This is a genomic window from Streptomyces sp. cmx-18-6 (assembly GCF_046548915.1).
Classification (GTDB): Bacteria; Actinomycetota; Actinomycetes; order Streptomycetales; family Streptomycetaceae; genus Streptomyces.
The window spans coordinates 334697-349995 of sequence record NZ_JAEBEP010000002.1 but is presented as its reverse complement, the minus strand read 5'-3'; the positions used below and the strand labels follow the sequence as shown (position 1 = coordinate 349995).

13 protein-coding genes are annotated in these 15299 nt (G+C 70.4%); 6 read left to right on the top strand and 7 right to left on the bottom strand.

Annotation, left to right across the window (positions count from 1 at the left end; translation table 11 throughout):
• Window positions 1-211: 211 nt before the first annotated feature.
• Window positions 212-463: a hypothetical protein gene (locus ACLJPL_RS06535; RefSeq protein ID WP_411079725.1), complete on the bottom strand. Its 252-nt coding sequence runs from the start codon at window positions 461-463 to the stop codon at window positions 212-214.
• Entirely contained in the window at window positions 453-695 is a 243-nt protein-coding gene (locus ACLJPL_RS06530; protein ID WP_411079724.1) for a hypothetical protein, read from the bottom strand. Before ACLJPL_RS06530 ends, ACLJPL_RS06535 begins: the two co-directional genes overlap by 11 nt.
• A 267-nt stretch (window positions 696-962) precedes the next feature.
• Between ACLJPL_RS06530 and ACLJPL_RS06525 the strand changes: the two genes are divergently transcribed.
• Window positions 963-2006 carry a LacI family DNA-binding transcriptional regulator gene (locus tag ACLJPL_RS06525; protein ID WP_411079723.1) on the top strand — a complete coding sequence of 348 codons (1044 nt, stop codon included), beginning with the start codon at window positions 963-965 and terminating at the stop codon, window positions 2004-2006.
• A 250-nt stretch (window positions 2007-2256) separates the two neighbouring features.
• Here ACLJPL_RS06525 and ACLJPL_RS06520 read toward each other — a convergent pair whose 3' ends face one another.
• A complete protein-coding gene (locus ACLJPL_RS06520; RefSeq protein WP_411079722.1) occupies window positions 2257-5097 on the bottom strand; it encodes a glycosyl hydrolase in 2841 nt (946 codons plus the stop codon).
• Window positions 5098-5332: 235 nt separating this feature from the next.
• Here ACLJPL_RS06520 and ACLJPL_RS06515 point away from each other — a divergent pair, with 235 nt between their 5' ends.
• From ACLJPL_RS06515 to ACLJPL_RS06500, 4 genes are all read left to right on the top strand, one after another.
• Window positions 5333-6643 carry an ABC transporter substrate-binding protein gene (locus tag ACLJPL_RS06515; RefSeq protein WP_411079721.1) on the top strand — a complete coding sequence of 437 codons (1311 nt, stop codon included), beginning with the start codon at window positions 5333-5335 and terminating at the stop codon, window positions 6641-6643.
• 515 nt (window positions 6644-7158) lie between these two features.
• On the top strand, window positions 7159-8139 hold the full coding sequence (locus ACLJPL_RS06510) for a carbohydrate ABC transporter permease (RefSeq protein ID WP_411079720.1): 981 nt from the start codon (window positions 7159-7161) through the stop codon (window positions 8137-8139).
• Complete coding sequence (locus tag ACLJPL_RS06505) at window positions 8136-9047, top strand: carbohydrate ABC transporter permease (protein WP_411079719.1); 912 nt, start codon at window positions 8136-8138, stop codon at window positions 9045-9047. The genes ACLJPL_RS06510 and ACLJPL_RS06505 overlap by 4 nt, the downstream gene beginning before the upstream one ends.
• A 68-nt stretch (window positions 9048-9115) precedes the next feature.
• Window positions 9116-10543, top strand: a complete 1428-nt coding sequence (locus ACLJPL_RS06500; protein ID WP_411079718.1) for a GH1 family beta-glucosidase — start codon at window positions 9116-9118, stop codon at window positions 10541-10543.
• A 106-nt stretch (window positions 10544-10649) separates the two neighbouring features.
• On the opposite strand, the gene ACLJPL_RS06495 is transcribed toward ACLJPL_RS06500, so the two are convergent.
• From ACLJPL_RS06495 to ACLJPL_RS06485, 3 genes are all read right to left on the bottom strand, one after another.
• Window positions 10650-11825, bottom strand: a complete 1176-nt coding sequence (locus tag ACLJPL_RS06495) for an alanine--tRNA ligase-related protein (RefSeq protein ID WP_411079717.1) — start codon at window positions 11823-11825, stop codon at window positions 10650-10652.
• A gap of 299 nt (window positions 11826-12124) precedes the next feature.
• Window positions 12125-12862: an MFS transporter gene (locus ACLJPL_RS06490; RefSeq protein WP_411079716.1), complete on the bottom strand. Its 738-nt coding sequence runs from the start codon at window positions 12860-12862 to the stop codon at window positions 12125-12127.
• A gap of 208 nt (window positions 12863-13070) precedes the next feature.
• Window positions 13071-13523 (bottom strand): carboxymuconolactone decarboxylase family protein, encoded by a 453-nt coding sequence (locus tag ACLJPL_RS06485; RefSeq protein WP_411079715.1) that lies wholly within the window; start codon window positions 13521-13523, stop codon window positions 13071-13073.
• Window positions 13524-13666: 143 nt separating this feature from the next.
• Here ACLJPL_RS06485 and ACLJPL_RS06480 point away from each other — a divergent pair, with 143 nt between their 5' ends.
• The gene (locus tag ACLJPL_RS06480) at window positions 13667-13981 is read left to right on the top strand and encodes a DUF6980 family protein (RefSeq protein WP_411079714.1); all 315 of its coding nucleotides are present in this window, start codon (window positions 13667-13669) and stop codon (window positions 13979-13981) included.
• Window positions 13982-14200: 219 nt separating this feature from the next.
• On the opposite strand, the gene ACLJPL_RS06475 is transcribed toward ACLJPL_RS06480, so the two are convergent.
• A complete protein-coding gene (locus ACLJPL_RS06475; protein WP_411079713.1) occupies window positions 14201-14596 on the bottom strand; it encodes a hypothetical protein in 396 nt (131 codons plus the stop codon).
• Window positions 14597-15299: the final 703 nt, after the last annotated feature.

Below are 15299 nucleotides of genomic sequence, written 5' to 3'. Positions count from 1 at the left end.
CACCACCGCCGTACAACCGCACCACCGTATGCGTATGACCGCACCGATGAACCACAGATCGGCGTGTGCCCGCGTCACGCGGTGAACATGCGCCCGCGTCACGCGGCGAGCGTACGCCCCTGAACGGCGGCGGGCCCGACCCCGAGGAGGGGTCGGCCCCGCCGCCTCACGCGTGCCCCGCCACCCCGGCCGAGCCCCCTCCGCGGCGCCCTCAACGCGGCAACTGCCCCTCCCGGTTGATCTCGGTCACCCGGGCCCGCAGCACCAGGCCCGGCGGGGCCGGCCGCACCAGCGCCGCCGGGCAGGCCCACTCCGGCCCCCCGCCCGGCGGCCGCAGGCGCACCTCCTCGCCGGCCCGGCCCATCACCCGGCCGACCCTCCCGTCCCGCCCGTCCACCGCGAACGGCCCCGGCCCGGCCGCACCCGGCTCGGACGTCCAGGGCTCAGGTCCCTCACCCGTCATGACCGCTCTCCTTCTCCGCCAGCACCTCGCACAGCCGCAGCGCGGTGTCGATGTTGCAGCGGCCCAGGTCGATCAGCGGCGTCGGCTCGTTGCCCGCGCTCGACACGGGATCGACCCGCAGCGAAGGCAGCGTCACGCCGCGCCCGGCAAGCTCTTCCTTCAGCCGTGCCACCGCGCCCTCCGCCGCCCGCATCCTGTCCGCCGCCGCCCTGCGCCGCTCTGTCGCTTCCATGCTGCACACCTTCCACTCTGTGTAGGGACATGCGTACCCAGCGTGTCCAACGCGTAGCGGCCCCGGAAGAGGCGCAGTTCCGCCAACCCGCACGTACGGTCGGATCCGCGGGCCGCCCGAGGCGACCCGGCCCCGGTCCGACAGCTCGCTGGGAGCGCTCTCAGGCCATAACCCCGGCCCGGCGCTAGGCTGTAGGCGATCCGGCGGCTCCGCATGCCCGCGCACCACCCCGCGTGTCGCCGCCCCCGTCGACGAGGAGCGACCGCCTTGCCCGAGCAGTCCCCCGGGTCCCGGCCCACCCTGGAAGCCGTCGCGGCGCGCGCGGGGGTCTCCCGGGCCACCGCCTCGCGGGTCGTCAACGGGGGCGACGGGGTCCGCAAGCCGCTGGTCGACAAGGTGCGCCAGGCGGTCGACGAGCTCGGCTACATCCCCAACCACGCGGCCAGGACCCTGGTGACCCGGCGGACCGGCGCGGTGGCCGTGGTCATCGCGGAGCCGGAGACGCGGTTCTTCTCGGACCCCTTCTTCTCCCAGCAGATCCGGGGCATCAGCAAGGAGCTGACCGCCCACGACACCCAGCTCGTCCTGCTGCTGGTGGAGGGGCCCGGCGACTTCGACCGGATCGCGCGCTATCTCTCCGGCGGGCACGTCGACGGGGCCCTCGCCTTCTCGCTGCACACGGACGACCCGCTGCCCGCGATCACCCGGCGGGCGGGCATCCCCACGGTGTACGGAGGCCGGCCCAGCTGGACCGCCGACCCCGGTGACCAGGCCGTTCCGTATGTGGACGCCGACAATCGGGGCGGGGCACGGGTGGCCGTGCAGTATCTGCGGGACCTCGGGCGGGAGCGGATCGCGCACATCGGCGGGCCGCCCGACCAGACCTCCGCGATGGACCGGCTCGACGGCTACCGGGACGTGCTGCTGGACGTGGACCCGACGCTCGTCGCCGAGGGGGCGTTCACCGTGGAGAGCGGGGCGCGGGCGATGGCGGGGCTTCTGGAGCGGCGGCCCGACCTGGACGCGGTGTTCGTGGCGAACGACCTGATGGCGTCGGGTGCGCTGCGGGTGCTGCGGGAGCGCGGGGTGGCCGTGCCGGAGCGGGTGGCGCTCGTCGGGTTCGACGACATGGACTCGGTGGCCGAGGCGACCGACCCGCCGCTGACCACGGTGAAGCAGGACATCGAGGGCCAGGGGCGGCTGATGGCCCGGCTGCTGCTGCGCGGCCTGGACCGGGACCGTACGGGAAACGGCCCGGCCCCGGACTCGGTGATCACGCCGACGACGCTGGTACGGCGCGCGTCGGCGTAAGCCCCGAGCGCGCACGAGCGTACGAACACGGCGCGCCCCGGCACAAGACACTCCGGTCCATGAGCACGGCGGGCCCCGGCGCAAGACATTCCGGCCCATGAGCACGGCGGGCCCTGGCGCAAGACATTCCGGTCCATGGGTACGGCGGGCCCCCGTCACCAGGCTTCCGGTCCATGCGTACGGCGGGCCTCCGCCCTGAGGAGCCGGAGACCCGCCGCACCGATCGTGCCCGTACATCAGTCGCTTGCGCCTACACGTACGGGATCCTCAGCACCGCCGCGTCCGTGCCCGTCTGCACCTGGGACGTGCCGTTGCCGAGCGCGTTCCAGATCTCCAGCCGGACCGTGCCGGCCTTCAGTTCGCCCAGGCTGCCGGTGACGGCCCGCGTGCCGACCGCCTGCGTGTACTCCTCCCACCCGTTGACCGGGTCGGTGGCGAAGTAGCGGAAGGTCTCGGTGCGGTCGAACGTGCCGTCGCCGGTCAGGTCGTAGCTGACCCGGACCTGCGGGGCGAGCCCGACCTTGGCGCCCGCGTCCACCCGGAGGCGGAACGCGGTGGCGGCCCCGGCGGAGACCTTGCCGTTGACCTTCTTCACCTCGTAGACGGTCGGGCGGTACGGAGTGCCGTCCCGGTTCACCCCGTCGGCCGAGGCGATGGTGTCCGCGCCCGCCGGGTCGGTGGTGGCGGTGGTGAGGACGCCGCCGGACTTGAGGCGGAAGGTGTTGCCGGTGGACGGGTTGCCCGGGTCCGGGTCGGGGTCCGGGTCCGAGCCGCCGGGACCGGTGCTCGTGGCCGTCGAACGGGCCGGTACGGACAGGGTCTTGCCGTCCGAGAAGGTCACCGTACGGGCGGTGGAGCCGTGGTTGTGGGCGGTGTAGGTGCGGGTGCCGTTCTTGGAGAAGACGGCGGAGGTGGGGAGGTCGCCCGTCACCGTCATATCGGGTGCCCCGAGCGTGTCGAGGGTGGAGATCCAGTGGTACGTATGGGCCTTGGACTCACCCTCCTCCGGGGTGTAATTCCCGTTCACGCCATCCCACTTGACCTTCGCGGACGCCGGATCGGACAGCGCCTCGAACTCCCACAGCAGATCGCGCCACTCCTGGGCCGGTCCGCCGTTCTCGCGCTCCATCTCGGCGATGTTCCGCTTGATGGCCGCCTTCTCGCGTGCCAGGTGCAGTGAACCGCCGGTCACCGGAAGGACGTTGATGCCGTGGATCTCCTCCGGGTTCGCCGTCCACCAGGTGGAGTAGGAGGCGCCGCTGCCCCAGACCATGCCGACCGTGCCGTACTTGTACGAGGCGGGGAAGACCTGCTCGCTCGCGTCGAACCAGTACTGGGTGATCGCCTCGGACTCCGTCGTCAGCAGGTAACTCCCCAGGTCCCGCAGGGCGTTGTCACCGGTGGCCGCGCCCCACAGGACGAGCCCCGCGCTGAGGTTGATGGACTCCGACGACGACTCCTGGTTGTTGCCTGCGGCGAAGCCCTGGTGACCGGAGGCCCAGCTGTGGCCCGCGTACACGTCGAAGCCGCGCAGGAAGGGGTAGGCGGAGTCGGTGCGGCTGGGGTTGGCGGTGTCGCGGATCAGGTGCTTGATCATCGTGCCCCAGGCCGAGTCGGCCGCCCAGGAGGCGTCGTACTGGGCGATGATCGCCGCCGCGTAGACGTAGTAACTGTAGTGGAAGTGGTGGTCGTTGAGCTCGGTGTCGCTGCCGTAGGAGGCCGGGTAGCCGGTGAGGGTCTTCCAGTCCTTGTCGTAGCTGAACTCGCTGGCCCCGCCCGCCGTGAACCACTCCTGAAGCCGGCCCTTCATCAGGCCGAGGAGCTTGTCGCGGACGGCGGTCTGGCCGATCTGGTCGGCCACGGGCACCAGTTGGGCCAGCTTGCCGAGCGCCTTGCCGGTCCAGTAGGTGTCACGCGCCCCGGAGAAGGGGTCGGAGGCGTTCGCGACCTCGTTGAGATAGCCGGTCAGCCGGGCCCGGTCGACGCCGCTGGTCGCGGGGAGGGCGGGCACCACGCCGTTGTTCTTCTGGCTGGTGGTGAAGGAGGCGGACTCGCGCACCTTCATCGTGCCGCGCGGCGATACGTACGTGTACGGGGTCAGCGCGTCGGTGGTGTGCAGCCACTGGTGGCGGTAGAGGGCCTGGAGCGTGCCGCGCTCCGTGCCCTCCTTGGCCTCGGTGGCCAGGGTGTAGGTCGCCCGTACGTTGCCTCCGGTGGTCTGCCAGGCCACCTGGGAGCCGGTGACGAAGCTGTACGCGTACTTGCGGTAGGTCGCGAGCGCGTCCGTGGAGGGCAGCACGGCGAGCGAGAAGTAGTCCTTGCCCGCGAGCCCGGCGGTGATCGTGGTGCCGGAGATGTTCCAGTCCGCGCCGGTCGGGGCGAACAGGGCGTAGTGGTGGCCGGCGACCGTGATGCCGACAACGTTGCCGTTGTCGGCGAAGACGGTGGGCGTGGAGGCGGTCGTGATGCGGGCGTCGCCGCCGGAGCCCTTGGCGTACACGAACGGCATGCCGTGCCCGATGGTGGCCCGGAAAGTGCGGGAGCCGTCCGCCCAGTAGGGGGTGACCGTCCAGTCGGACCAGTCGTCGGCCTTGGTGTCCGGGGAGTTCAGGCCGCTCAGGCCCACGGTGAGGTCGGCCTTGTGGGCGTACTCGTACTGCCGGCCGTCCCCGACGATCGCGGGCGTGGTCGGATAGCCGACCTCCAGGCCGGACGCCTTGGCCTGGTAGGTGAGGGGGTGGCCGTACATGGGGGTGGAGTACGGGTTGTCGCCGTAGCGCTGATAGGCGAGGGAGGTCCACCAGTCGTTGGTCGGGACCGGCTTGTTCCGTGCGGCGGCGGTGAGCTTGGGGGTGACGGGCGCACCGGTGTTCGTGGTCGGTCCCGACGTGCCGGCGGGGCGGGAGTCGGTGTAGCTGCCGGCGCCGGCGGGGATGGTGGCGGCGGCCGCGGGGGAGGCGGCGGGGCCCAGGGTGACGGCGGCCAGGGCGACGGCCAGGAGCGTGGCCGCCACGGACCTGGCTCCGGGTCTGGCGCCGGTTCGGGAAGCGAGTCTGGAGAGGGAGGCTTGCACGGGCAGCACCTCGATCATGGGGGGCGAGAAGCGCGTTCGAGAGCGCTCTCAAGTGCCAAGGAACGTAAAACTCCTGAAACGTCAGTGTCAAGGGAACGCGCAGACACGGGAGTTGAACGCCATTCCGGTGTAACACCAAGCTGTTATGCGTTCGAGTCTTGACGGGGAGGGGGCGGTGGGAGACGCTCCAGACGCAGGTTTTGAGAGCGCTCTCAAAGCGCTCGGTTCATCCCGAAGCCAAGGGAGGCTTCCCATGCCCATCGCCCGAGCCGCCAAGAGAGCCACCGTCCGCCTCGGCGCGGTCGTTCTCGCCGGGGCGCTCCTCGCCGCCTGTGGATCCGGCTCCTCGTCGGACTCCGACTCCTCCGACAGCGCCGGCGGAAAGGTCACGCTCACCGTCGACCTCTTCGGCTCGTTCGGCTTCAAGGAGGCCGGGCTGTACGCGGAGTACGAGAAGCTCAACCCGGGCGTGAAGATCAAGCAGAGCGACACCCAGGACGAGGTGGACTACTGGAAGTCGCTCCAGACCCGCCTCGCGGGCGGCGGCGGTCTCGCGGACGTGCAGGGCGTGGAGGTGGGCCGCATCGCGTCGGTCACCCAGCAGCAGTCCGACAAGTTCCAGGACCTGAAGGAGTTCGGGGCCGACAAGCTCAAGGGCGAGTTCGCCGAGGCCAAGTGGTCGGCGGCGACCACCAAGGACGGCAAGATCCTCGGCCTCGGCACGGACGTCGGCCCCGAGGCGCTCTGCTACCGCACCGACCTCTTCAAGCAGGCCGGGCTCCCCACCGACCGCGACGAGCTCGCGAAGAAGTGGTCGACGTGGGAGGGCTACCTGGAGCTGGGCAAGGAGTACAAGAAGAAGGCCCCCGCCAAGAGCGCCTGGCTGGACAGTGTCGGATCCCTCTACGCGATCATGATCGGCCAGCAGGAGGAGCGGTACTACAACGCCTCCGGCGAGCTGATCTACGAGAAGAACCCGGCGGTCAAGGAAGCCTGGGACACCTCGGTGAAGGCGGCGGACGCGGGCCTGAGCGCCAAGCTCGACCAGTGGTCCCCGCAGTGGAACCAGGCGTTCGCGGCCGGTTCGTTCGCGACGATCCCGTGCCCGGCCTGGATGCTCGGATACATCAAGGGCCAGGCCGGTGACGGCGGCAAGGGCAAGTGGGACATCGCCAAACTGCCCGGCGGCGCGGGCAACTGGGGCGGCTCGTACCTCTCGATCCCGCGTGCGGCCAAGCACAAGAAGGAGGCGTACCAGCTCATCGAGTGGCTGACCGCCCCCGAGCAGCAGGCGAAGGTCTTCCAGAAGCAGGGCAACTTCCCGTCCTCCACCGGCGCCATCGAGACGATCGCGGACGCCGAGGACGCGTACTTCTCGGGCGCCCCGATCGGCCAGATCTTCGGTGACGCGGCCAAGGAGTCGCCGGTGCAGGTGCTGGGCGTGCACGACCAGAACGTGATGCAGCAGATCACGAACGCGCTGAGCGAGGTGGAGCGCAAGGGGGTCTCGTCGGACAAGGCGTGGGAGACGGCGAAGAAGGGCGTGTCGAACGTGATGGGGTGAGGCCGGGGCGGCGGTGTCATCCCGGGGCCGGTCCGCCCGGACGTCCCGGGTGACGCCGCGCCGGGGTGGGCCGGATCGCCTGGACGTCCTCGCACGGACGACCGGCAGCCGTCCGCCCCGGGGGCCGGCCCACCTGGACGACACCGACCGAGGGCCGGCCCACCGCGATAAGCGGGTGGGCCGGCCCAGCCGTCCGGAGTCATCCGGCCTCCATCAGCTCCCGCGCACACGCCGCCTGTACACGTACACGCCGCGTGTGCGCAACGGAGCCCGGGGCCCACTCGCGTGACCCGCCGCCTGTACGTACACGCCGCCCGTACGCAACGGGCCCGGGGCCCACTCCCGTACCCCCGTCCCCTGCACGCAACAGAGCCCGAGGCCCACCCCCGTACCCCCGCCGCCCGTACGCCACGAAGCCCCGGGCCCACCCCCGTAGCCATCCTCCGCGCTCCTCCCGCGCACCGCACCGCCCCCCTCTCCCGTCTCTCCCGCCCCCGATCCCGAAGGGCCGCATCGTGTCCCTCACCGCCACCGCGAAGGCCGGGCCCCGCAGCCCCGCCGGAAGCGGACCCGGGCCCGACGACGGTCGGGCAGCCCGCCTCCGGCGGACCTGGCGCAAGGCATCCCCGTACGCCTACATCGCCCCCTTCTTCACCCTGTTCCTCGCCTTCGGCCTCTTCCCGCTCCTCTATACGGCGTTCGTCTCCCTCTACCGGGTCGAGCTCCAGACGAGCGGCGAGATGGAGTGGCGGGGCATCGCCAACTACACGGCGCTGTTCACCGACGAGTACTTCTGGATCTCGCTGCGCAACACGTTCACCATCGGCCTGCTGTCCACGGTCCCGCAGCTCGCGATGGCGCTGGGCCTCGCGCACCTGCTCAACTACAAGCTGCGCGGGCGGACGTTCATCCGGACGGCGATCCTGCTCCCGTACGCGACGTCCGTGGCCGCCGCCACGCTCGTCTTCGCGCAGCTCTTCGGCCGGGACTTCGGGCTGATCAACTACGTGATCGGGCTGGTCGGTTTCGACCCGGTGGACTGGCAGACGGGCACGGTCGCGTCGCAGATCGCGGTGTCGACGATCGTGATCTGGCGGTGGACGGGGTACAACGCGCTGATCTACCTGGCGGGCATGCAGTCGATCCCGCACGAGCTGTACGAGGCGGCGGAGATGGACGGGGCGTCGCGCTGGCGGCAGTTCATCCATGTGACCCTTCCCGGGCTGCGCCCCACGATCATCTTCACGGTGATCATCTCGACGATCGGGGCGACCCAACTCTTCGGTGAGCCACTGCTGTTCGAGGGGTCGATCTCGGGCGGGATCTCGCACCAGTACCAGACCCTCGGCCTGTACATGTACGAGCAGGGCTGGGGCTTCTTCCACCTGGGCCGGGCCGCGGCCATCGCCTGGGTGATGTTCGTTCTGATCGTGGTGCTCGTCGGGGTCAACGCCCTGATCGCGCGCCGCCGTTCACGCAAGGAGGCCGGCCGATGACCGCGCTCGCCGCACCGCCGACCGCGCCGGAGACGGGCCGCCCGCCGCAGGACCCGCCGGGCCGGCGGCCGCGTAAGGGGGGCGCGGGCCGGACGATGAAGGGCGGCTGGCTCTCGTACGTCATCCTCGGCTTCGCCCTGCTCATCTCGGCGTTCCCCTTCTACTGGACGATCGTCGCGGCCAGCCGGTCCAACGCGGACCTGGCGCAGGTGCCGCCGAGCCTGCTGCCGGGCCCGAACCTGATCAAGAACTTCGACGCGGTGCTCGAAGAGGCGGACATCGGCAAGGCGTTGCTGAACTCGCTGATCGTGTCGTCGTCGATCACCATCGGCACGGTGCTGTGCTGCACGCTCGCCGGATTCGCCTTCGCCAAGCTGAAGTTCAAGGGCCGCAACGCACTTCTGGCGCTGACGATCGGGACGATGATGATCCCGCCGCAGCTCGGCGTGATCCCGCTGTTCATGCTGATCGCCGAACTCCAGTGGGTGAACCAGCTCCAGGCGGTGATCCTGCCGGGCCTGGTCTCCGCCTTCGGCGTCTTCTTCATGCGCCAGTACCTGGTGCAGTCGCTCCCCGACGAGCTGATCGAGGCGGCCCGGGTGGACGGGGCCTCCACGGCCCGCATCTTCTGGTCGATCGTGATCCCGATCGCGCGGCCGGGCATGGCGGTGCTCGGGATGCTCACGTTCATGACGGCGTGGAACGACTTCTTCTGGCCGATCATCGCGCTGTCCTCGCAGGAGCCGACCGTGCAGGTCGCGCTGCGGCAGCTCGGCGGCGGCTATGTCAACGACCAGTCGGTGATCATGGCCGGCACGCTGCTCGGCACGCTGCCGGTGCTGCTGGTCTTCGGCCTGCTGGGCCGGCAGATCGTCGGCGGCATCATGCAGGGCGCGGTGAAGGGCTGAGACGCCGCAGCCCCCGCTCCCCCGCCCTTATCGCCCCCTCCCTCCCTCACCTCTGGAGTGTCCGCCTCATGACCGCTGTCGACGCCCGCCCGGCGACCTCCCCGGGCGCCCGCCCCGAGACCGGGACAGGACTCCGTTTCCCCACCGGATTCCGGTGGGGCACGGCCACCGCCGCGTACCAGATCGAGGGGGCGGCCACGGAGGACGGCCGTACGCCGTCCATCTGGGACACCTTCAGCCGCACCCCCGGCAAGGTCCGCAACGGCGACACCGGGGACATCGCCGCCGACCACCTGCACCGGATGCCGGACGACGTACGCCTGATGAAGGAACTCGGCGTCACCGACTACCGGTTCTCCGTCTCCTGGCCCCGGGTCCAGCCGACCGGCCGGGGACCGGCCGTGGAGCGCGGCCTCGACTTCTACCGGCGGCTGGTGGACGAGCTGCTGACGGCGGGCATCAGACCGGTCGCGACGCTCTACCACTGGGACCTGCCGCAGGAGTTGGAGGACGCGGGCGGCTGGCCGGAGCGGGACACGGCGCACCGGTTCGCGGAGTACGCGGGCCTGGTGGCGGGCGCGCTGGGCGACCGGGTGACGACGTGGACGACGCTCAACGAGCCCTGGTGCGCGGCGTTTCTCGGGTACGGGAACGGGGTCCACGCCCCCGGACGCACCAGCGACCTCGCGGCCCTGCGCGCCGCCCACCACCTCAACCTGGCCCACGGCGGCGCGGCCCGCGTCCTGCGCGACCGCCTGCCGTCCTCGGCGGAGGTCTCCCTCACCCTCAACCTCCATGCCCTGCGCCCCCTCACGGACACCGAGGCGGACCGGGACGCGGTGCGCAGGATCGACGCGGTGGCGAACCGGATGTTCCTGGACCCGGTCTTCCACGGGCGGCTGCCGCAGGACCTGGTGGAGGACACGGCGGCGGTGACGGACTGGTCGTTCGTGAGGGACGGCGACCTGGAGGTCACGGCCACCCCGATCGACTCGCTGGGCATCAACTACTACTCCCCCAGCGTGGTTTCGGCGGGCTCGTCCGAGTCCCCCTCCCCCTGGGCGGGGGCCGAGGAGCACGTGGCGTTCACCCCGGCGGCGGGCCCGCGCACGGCGATGGACTGGCCGGTGGACGCGAACGGCCTGTACGAACTCCTGACCCGCCTCCGCGACGAACTCCCGGACGTGCCGCTGCTGGTGACGGAGAACGGGGCGGCGTACGACGACTACGCGGACCCGGAGGGCCAGGTCCACGACCCGGAGCGGGTGGCGTACCTGGACGCGCACCTGAGCGCCGTACACCGGGCGATCGCGGACGGGGCGGACGTGCGGGGCTACTTCCTGTGGTCGCTGCTGGACAACTTCGAGTGGGCGTACGGCTACAGCAAGCGCTTCGGCATCGTCCACGTGGACTTCGCGTCGCAGCGACGCACGGTGAAGGACAGCGCGCGGTGGTACGCGGGGGTGATCGCGCGGGGCGGGCTGGAACGGGGGTGAGGCGGGGGGCGGGACCGAGCCGGGGGCGGGGCCGGGGGCCCGGCCCCCGTGCCCCCGTGCCCGGCCCCCGTGCCCCCGTGCCCGGCCCCCGTGCCCCGGGGAGCCCTCACCCCTCCCGCAGGCTGGTGATCAGCTCACGCGGCAGACCGTGGGTGTCGTGGAGGTAGTGGAAGTCCTCCTCGCTCAGGGGCCCTTGGAACCGGGGCCGGGCGAGTACCTGCCGGCCGCGCTCCAGCAGCCGGCTGAACCGCTGCTCCTCCTCCCTCAGCGTGCGGAACACGTCGTTCGGCCGCATATCCTGCCGGAAGTGGTCCAGGGTGTGCCGGACCAGTTCCTCCGGCAGGTCCTCGATGCCGCGGGAGGGGTCCTCGCGCCGGAGCACGGTGAGCACCCGGCGTACCAGGCGGCGCAGCACGTAACCCTGCCCCGAGTTGGACGGGCGCACGCCGTCGCCGACGATCACGACGGCCGAGCGCAGGTGGTCGCAGACCAGGCGCAGCGAGGGTTCGTCCAGGTCCCACAGGGCCGGGACGAGGCGACGCCAGGGGTCGAAGACGTCGCACTCGAAGACGGACGGCTTGCCCTGGAGCAGTGAGGACAGCCGCTCCAGGCCGAGTCCGGTGTCGACGTTGCGCTGGGGGAGAGGGGCGAGGGAGCCGTCTCCGAACCGGCGGTGGGTCATCGTCACGTGGTTCCAGATCTCGACCCAGCGGTCGTCGCGGGTGGGCGTCGACTGCGGCGGACCGTCACCGCTCCACAGGAAGATCTCCGAGTCGGGGCCGCACGGTCCGGGGGTCTCGTCGGCTCCGCCGGGCCACCAGTTGTCGTCGACGGTGGTTTCGACGGGCACGCCGAGACGCTGCCACAGCTCGAGCGAGGCCGTATCCGGGCCGATGCGCTCGTCACCGCCGTGAACGGTGGCATGCAGGAGCCGGGGATCGACGCCCAGCCCATCGGTGAGCAGCCCGTACCCCCACTCCAGACTGAGCGGACCTTCGTAATCGCCCAGCGACCAGGTGCCGAGCATCTCGAACACGGTCAGGTGGGTGGCGTCCCCGACCTCGTCCAGGTCCGTGGTGCGCAGACAGCGCTGTACGTTGACGAGCCGCCGGCCCAGCGGATGGGGGCGGCCCTCCAGGTACGGGATGAGCGGGTGCATGCCGGCGGTGATGAAGAGGACGGGGTCACCGGGGGGCGGCAGCAGGGTCGAGCCGGTGATGCGGCGGTGGCCGCGTTCTTCGTAGTAGTCGATGAAGGTGCTGACGAGCTGTTCCGTACGCATGGGGGTGGCTCCTTCGCGCAGCAGCGGGGAGGCACCGGAGAACGGGCCGTTCAGTCACCCGGCCGGGCCTGGGGCCACGGCACTGCCGACGGACCGTTTCCGGTCGCCGGGGGGATGGAGAATGTCAGACGGCGGCAACCGGCGAGCTGGTCGCTCGCGCGGTCGCGGTGGTGCGTGGGCCGGTGACGTTCATACGGACGACGATAGCGCGGCCTCTCACGCTGGGGCACCCGGTTTTCCCGCCGCCCCCTTCTTCGGCGGCGGCGGACGGCGGACGGCTGACGGCTGACGGCTGACGGCTACGGGACAGTAGCGTGCGTCTCAGTGCGACGGCGGGCCCGGCCCACCACGAAGAGCGCGAGGAAGGCCAGGGCCGCGCCGATCCACAGCACGCTCGTGGTGCCGATGCCGTTGACGACGAAGCCGCCGAAGAGCGCGCCGAGCGCGATGGACAGGTTGAACGCGGAGACGTACAGCGAGGTGGCCGCCTCGGTGGCGAACGCCGTACGCCAGTTGCTGAGGTCGCCGATGAACGTTCCGGTGGGCACGCCCAGGACGGACGCGGTCTCCACACCGCCGAAGATGACGGCGGTGGCCCGGGCCACGTGCTTGGCCGGCACCAGGCGCAGGGTGATGCCGCCGGCGATGGACCAGAAGCCGCCGACGCTGATCCCGATCAGGAACCGGGCGACGAGGACCACCGTAAAGCTGGTGGCGAAGGCGGATGCCAGGTTGGCCGCGCCCATGAGGCCGATGAGGACCACCAGGACGATACGGCGGTCGATGCGCCCGGTGGCCACGGTGACCAGGGGCGCGGAGACGGCGGCGACCAGGCCGGGCACCGTCACCATCAGCCCCGCGGTCCCCTCGGAGACGTCCAGGGCGGTGCCTATGGGGGTGAGCAGACCCACGGGGAGCAGCTCGGAGGTCATCAGGGAGAAGATGCCCAGGGTCACCGCCAGGACGGCGAGCCAGCCCTTGACGGGTGAACGACCGCTGGCGGCGGGCGCCCCGGTATCGACGTCGATGGTGGTCACGGCGTGATCAGCCCTTTCTCAGGTCTCAGGAGAATGGTTGACGGCATGCGGTGGCGTGCGGTGGCACGTGGTGGCATGCGGTGGCATGCCACGGGCGATGGCCGGCACCGGCGGGGCGGCCATCGCCCGGGGAGAGTCGCTTGGTTGCGCGGATACGCGGATACGCCGTGTCCCGGCTAGTCGGTCACGCGGATACGCCGTGTCCCGGTTACGCGGTACCGGGCGCCTTGCGCGTAGTGGCGTTCATCCGGTTCCACGCGTTGGTGGTGAAGATGAGCGAGATGAGCTGGGCGAGCTCCTTCTCCTCGAAGTGCTCGGCGGCCTCCGCGTACACCTCGTCCGACACGCCCTGCGGCAGGAGGGTGACGGCCTCGGCCAGAGCCAGGGCGGCCCGTTCCTTCTCGGTGTACAGGCTCGACTCCTCCCAGGCGGAGAGCTGGTAGACGCGCTCCTCGGACTCACCGGCCTTGCGGGCGTCGGAGATGTGGTAGTCGATGCAGTACGCACAGCGGTTGATCTGCGAGGCGCGGATCTGCACGAGCTCCAGCAGGACGGGGTCGAGCCCGTCACGGGCGGCGGCGTCGAGGGCGAGGACGGCCTTGAAGACCTTGGGCACGACGGCGGCGAAGTTCATGCGCTGGGGTACGTGGTAGGTGGTCATGCTTCGACGGTAGGCGGGGAAGCGACCTGGGATGCGGTGCATTCCAGCGGCAGAAACGTGGGTCAATTCTGCGGGCGGGGCGCATCAACGGGAGTCGTGATCCACTGCTGGTTCCTGTCGCTGACCAACGAGGAACCGGGACCATGCCCCATCACTGCTGCGAGGCGATGACCAGCCGCGTGAACGCGCGCTGCGAAGAGCACGCCGACGCCTTCGACTGCCCGGACACCCTGATCGACTACAGCGCCAAGCTCCAGGAGTACGGGCTGATCATCCACGACGGCGGCACGTCGACGATCAGGATCGACTTCTGCCCCTGGTGCGGCCGACGCCTCCCGGAATCACAACGGGACCGCTGGTTCGAGGAGTTGGAGCGTCGCGGCATCGATCCGTGGGGAGACGAGGTACCTGCCGAGTTCCAGGACGGCAGTTGGCTCGCCTCCTTGCGCCAGGAGTGAGGAACCAACAGCATCACGGGCCACTTCTGAAACGCGCCCGCGACGGCCGCCACCCCAGCCGCCGGCTGAAGACGCCAAGAGGTGTTGGGGGTCCCGAACCGCGGTTCGGGACCCCCAACACCTTCCGGTGACAAGCCCTTTCCGGAACGGTGTTTCCCAGGAAGGGTGTCGTCGCCGCCTTCCCGGGCAGGGCTGCGGGCGGCGAGGGGAACGCGGCGGTCAGGCCACCTCGTAACCGATACGACCCATTCCGCCCGTCGATCCGGTGGTGTCGCTCCAGAAGCTGTGGCGGTGGCCGTCCACAAGGTTCTTCGTGGAGGTCTTGCACTTGCCCTTGCCGCCGACCGCGAGCCTGTAGATCTTCTTGCGCTTGTTGTCATCGTCATAAACGGTGACCGACACGCTGTAGCCGTCCGCGACCGTGTCGCAGATGGTGAGCCGGTCCCCCTTCGCCGTGAAGGACGCCTTGCCCGCGGTCACCCCGGAGGGCTGCACGTAAATCTTGCGGTTCTTGAAGTTCCCGGCGTGGGCGGCACCCGCGCTCGTCGCGACGAGCGCGACGCTCAGGGAGCCGGCCGCCAGGAGCCGAAGTACGTGGGATCGCTTCATGGTCATACGTGAATACCCCCGGAAAGAACTCTCAAATTAACCATGTTCACGCTATCACCGACGCTGTTCTCGTCACGATAGAGGTGGTGGCGGGGCGATTGTCGGTCCGGGGACGCCCGGACTGCGGCTGCTCCTCAGCCCCCAGGGGCGCGACCTCCCTGTCACCGCAGCTTGAAGGAACTCCCGCCCGCCGAGCAGAACTTCGCGATCCGGAGTTCCGGCAGCAGCATCAAGAGCGCCGTCGACCACATCAAGAGACTGCTCCGCGACCGAGCCTGACTCGAATCCTCCCCAAGACGATCACACTCCATTCACCTCGGTGCCGACTACCCGAAATCGATACCCAAGCCTCCATCTCTTTGATGTCTCAACGCTCACACCAGAGGTCTTTACCTCAAGTCCGTTTAGTCCGCTCTTTTCCCCTCCGGGACCAGAACGTCCATGCCGATTTCGACCATAAGGAAAGACGAATACCCAGCAGGCCGGGTCAGCAGGACCGAGTGGGAGTGGTAGCCCTGGGACCCTCCGGCCCCGGCAGGTCACAGAGCGTGAGAGCTCCGCGCCGCACCGGCGGGGCGGCGCTGCCATGCGTTGTGAACCGCCGGCGGAGCATGGGTAGGGTCGGGGGCCGTTGTGGGGTTGGGAGGTCCCGGTGCAGTGGCTCGACACGGATTTCGGGTACTACGCGTTGTGTCCGGAGTCGTACCTG